Origin of the sequence: Candidatus Megaera venefica (assembly GCF_034554655.1) — a bacterium.
Taxonomy (GTDB): domain Bacteria; phylum Pseudomonadota; class Alphaproteobacteria; order Rickettsiales; family Rickettsiaceae; genus Megaera_A; species Megaera_A venefica.
Map to the genome: position 1 here is coordinate 1 of NZ_JARJFB010000146.1, position 4,104 is coordinate 4,104.

Annotated in this window: 4 protein-coding genes; 1 reads left to right on the forward strand and 3 read right to left on the reverse strand. The window is 34.0% G+C overall.

The features are described 5' to 3' along the window. On the forward strand, positions 1-995 hold a 995-nt coding region (locus tag Megvenef_RS07715), incomplete at its 5' end, for a tyrosine-type recombinase/integrase (RefSeq protein ID WP_322777378.1). A 305-nt stretch (positions 996-1,300) separates the two neighbouring features. Here the strand turns inward: Megvenef_RS07715 and Megvenef_RS07720 are convergent. From Megvenef_RS07720 to Megvenef_RS07730, 3 genes are all read right to left on the reverse strand, one after another. Continuing rightward, complete coding sequence (locus Megvenef_RS07720; RefSeq protein WP_322777379.1) at positions 1,301-2,629, reverse strand: PriCT-2 domain-containing protein; 1,329 nt, start codon at positions 2,627-2,629, stop codon at positions 1,301-1,303. 337 nt (positions 2,630-2,966) lie between these two features. Continuing rightward, the gene (locus tag Megvenef_RS07725) at positions 2,967-3,158 is read right to left on the reverse strand and encodes a helix-turn-helix domain-containing protein (RefSeq protein WP_322777380.1); all 192 of its coding nucleotides are present in this window, start codon (positions 3,156-3,158) and stop codon (positions 2,967-2,969) included. Between the two features lie 311 nt (positions 3,159-3,469). Continuing rightward, positions 3,470-4,018: a hypothetical protein gene (locus Megvenef_RS07730; RefSeq protein WP_322777381.1), complete on the reverse strand. Its 549-nt coding sequence runs from the start codon at positions 4,016-4,018 to the stop codon at positions 3,470-3,472. Positions 4,019-4,104 lie beyond the last annotated feature (86 nt).

The window sequence follows — 4,104 nt, forward strand, 5'->3', positions numbered from 1 at the left end:
ATGGAAAGCCAGTACGAGTTACTTTAGGTAAATATCCCGAAATGACTGTTGAGAACGCTAGGAACGAAGCTCAGAGCGTTATTGCAAAGATGCTTAGGGGCAGTAACCCTAATGAAGACAAGAAAAATATTAGATCTGAAATAACCTTTGGCGATATGTTTCACTTGTTTATGGAACGGCATAGCATACAAAACAAAAAAACTTGGAAAGAAGATGAAAGTTCGGTAAACAATCTTTTGTCGAATTGGTTTTCTAAACAACTCTCTAGTATTACAAAGCAGGAAGTACAATTAGTTCATGAAAAAATTAAAAATGAGAATGGGCTATATCGCGCAAATAGGATGTTAGCAAGAATCCGTGTAATCTATAGTAAAGCTATTGAATGGGGATGGGTTGGAATAAATCCTTCACAAGGAGTCAAGAAGTCTAAAGAAAAATCTAGGGATAGGTTTCTTCACTCAGATGAATTACCAAGGTTTTTTGAAAGCGTAGAAGCCGAGACAAATACTACAATTAAAGATTATATTTACATCTCTCTTTTTACTGGAGCTAGAAAATCTAATGTACTTGCTATGAGATGGGAAGATATTAATTTTGAACGCAGGGAATGGTTAATACCAGAAACAAAAAACGGCGAATCTTTAAGAGTACATTTAACGGGGGAGGTGTTAAGCATTTTGCAAACCCGTCTTGAACAATATCCTAAAGGAGAATGGGTTTTTGAAAGTATTGGCAAAACTGGTCATTTAGTAGAGCCAAAATCTGGATGGAAAAGAATATTACAAAGAGCAGAGATCAAAGATTTAAGACTTCATGATTTAAGAAGAACTTTAGGAAGCTGGCAAGCTGCAACTGGAGCTAATAGTTATATTATTGGTCGATCATTGGGGCATAAAAACCCTCAATCAACTGCTATTTATGCTCGTTTAAGCATAGACCCCATTAAAGATTCAGTTGAGAAAGCAACACAAGCGATGTTAAAACACGCAAAATGAGCTTAAGATCCTGAACATCACTACTTTTTTGGTACAACTAGTGTAACAGGTGTAACTAAACCGCTACAACCTATATTTTATAAGGTTTGTAGAGTATTGAAATTTGATACATGTTTAGAAAAAGTAGGTGTAACAAAATCAACAATATTAGTATTATTAAACGACTAATTAGATGAGAATTGATTTTACTATACAGGGTTTGATCGAAGTGATAAGTTATCTCTAAGTTGTTTATAGAGCATAACGTATAACAGTTTAAAGGGCGGAAACTAATATGTTGATTCAAGAAATAGATCTTAGCGGATTTACGAAAGTGGAAGTTTCTTGAACTGTTTATCTTCAACAAAGATAGCTCGTGGCAAAGGCTTATCTAGTGGGTAATAGGGGAGTTTGTCTTCATTTATTTTACTCAATTGGAGTTTGTTTTGTTGTTCTTGGAAGGAGTTTCTTAAACTTGATATTTGCCACTTAGTGTTCTTTTTGATTTGTTGTAAATAACATTCGGCTTCATTTATTGAATAATGGCTGGCTAGAATATTTATTATTTTTTCTATATCCTTTTCTGATGATGAGCTAGGTAACTCATTGATTTGTTTTTCAATATCTTTTTTTCGAGCCTTATTTTCTAGCTCATTCACTCTGTACATGATAGTTGCAAAAGTTATTTGATCCCCCTTGGTATTATCACAACTATCATATTGACGTTCAGCATTTTTTCTTACGGGTTTTGTATGCTTGTACTCTTCTCTTGTGTCTTCAAGAGACCAATCAACAAATAATTCCCTACCTTTATCACTACCGCAATATTGGTGGTGTAAAGCAAACCCAACATCACGCCACATAGTAAAATCAGTACCACTGACATCATAGCGGGTGAGACAATCAATCACTTCATCATCACTTAAATTACAGCGAGGCTTTGTCAATATAGGCCTAAAATTATCATCATTTGCTGCGCTTAAAGCCTCATTTAATACAGCTGCTTTCGTGAATGAATCAATATCAACCTCTAAGCCGTCATTTACCTTATACCATGGTAGATACTCTTTGCTTGTTCTAATTGGTAGGTACATAAGCTGCGCTGCTGCTGTAGATGATGGTATATCAGCAATCTTGGTAAGAAAATATATGCTCATAAAGTTTGTTACTACATTCTGGTAATCACTAGGTCTGATTTCTTTGTTCGGAAATAAAATAATTCTAATCCTAGCATCAGTTTCTGAGTGCCGTGATGTTGAATGAGCTATATATCTATATTTATTTAAACTTCCATCTATAAACGCTTCTAAATCAGAAATTGAGGCATTATACTTATCTATATCAATGGTTATTAAAGTCCTTGATAATAAATTTTTATATTTACGCCCCTTTCCATCAAAATAACCACCTATAAAAGCTGGTGCATTACCTTTGCTGATTATTGTTTCATTGAATGTTGTAAGTAAAGATTTTAATTCTTCCCAAGTCAATTCCTCACTAACAGGGCGATTATCTTCTTTGTTTGTACAACGAGAAATTTTGATTGACTGCAACTGTGTAGGCTGTATAATAGCTTGTTCTTGCGTTATTGCTTCACAAGCGTTTGCTTGGTTAAGTTCTAAGTCTTCATTACTTATTTGTGATATGTTATTCATTGTTAGTACCTGTTTGAGTTAAGTTAGAGTTATTGATAAGGTTACGTATTTCTTCCACTCGCCATGTTGTAGTATTTGCCCTAAAAGAACCTAGATTCCTATCGTTGTGTGTTGGATTGAGAACTATATACTCGTTACCTTCCTTTTTACCGTTTGGTAGTAGCTGACGTAAAATTTTATATTCATTACCACTAAGAGAGTTTTTGACTAAGCTAAAATTAATCTCTTTCGGGTCTAATTCCCCGAAGCTTGCTTCGCAGTAAATAATCTAGACTTGATTTCTAATATTAGAAATTCTGCTAGATACCTCGTAGCTCTGCTGCGAGGAGTATCATTGTTATTCATAGCTGCACACCCCATTTACAATAAATTGTTCTAAATCGCTGGTGCGGTATTTTACGAGCCTACCAATTTTCACTGATGGCAAGTTATATCTACCTGTACATTTCCAGTGAGCTAAAGTAGCTTCCTTGACTCCAAGAAAATCTGCGGCTTGTTTACGGTTTAGTAGTTTATTTTGTTCTAACATTTTTTACCTATATTGTTGTTGCGTGATATAGATATAATTCAGTTATAACTAAAAAAAAACGTTGGAAATTTTAATTCTCAGGTCTAGAACACAATAGAATATGCTAGAGGCAAGTTGCTAAAAGGAAGCGCAACATCTTTAGCGTTCTATCTGAACAGTGAATTTGTAATGTAATGTAATGATGATTTAATCTACGCAGAGATAACAACGATACTTTAAAAACGTTGAGTGTATTGGCTTAGAACCTTGGGAAAACGAATTCCAAGATACGACATGGATCGTATATTATTTAACAGGAAACTATTCAAGAATCAGAGCGGGTTGAACAGCTTCTTACCACACATATCCCAATGCTTTTTAAGGTCTTCAGATATTTCTGACACATAAAGATCAAATTCTTTTGGAATAGATATAAAACCTTCAGGTAAAAAAAGATGTTTTGGCGTAGCATGTTTACTAGACATTGCTAATAATTTTTTACGAAAATAAGAAGCTACGGTTAGATTATCCGTGACATATTTTATAAAAGAATTTTTTAAATCGCACGCTGCATCAGCTAATATTAAGTGACAAACTGGTAGATACTTATCACGAGCGTGTGTAAATGATTTTTCATTCCCTAGGTTTTGTATAATCCTAGGTAATTTAGTAGAGTCTAGTATCTTTTTAAACTTTGAAAAACTTACTTCCTCTGGTGGCAATGAAAAATAATACGCTAAAAGTACACGAATTCTTTCATGATCTTTTTTAACTTGAGTATTATTGGACAGTGATTCATAAAGACTCGTTATCGACATCGAATACTTGTTAATATTATCTAGTTCTAGTATATATTTATCATCTGGGATATTAAGCATCATCCTAGCACGAGATATACTTTCATGATTTAAGAAGAACTTTAGGAAGCTGGCAAGCTGCAACTGGAGCTAATAGTTATATTATTGGT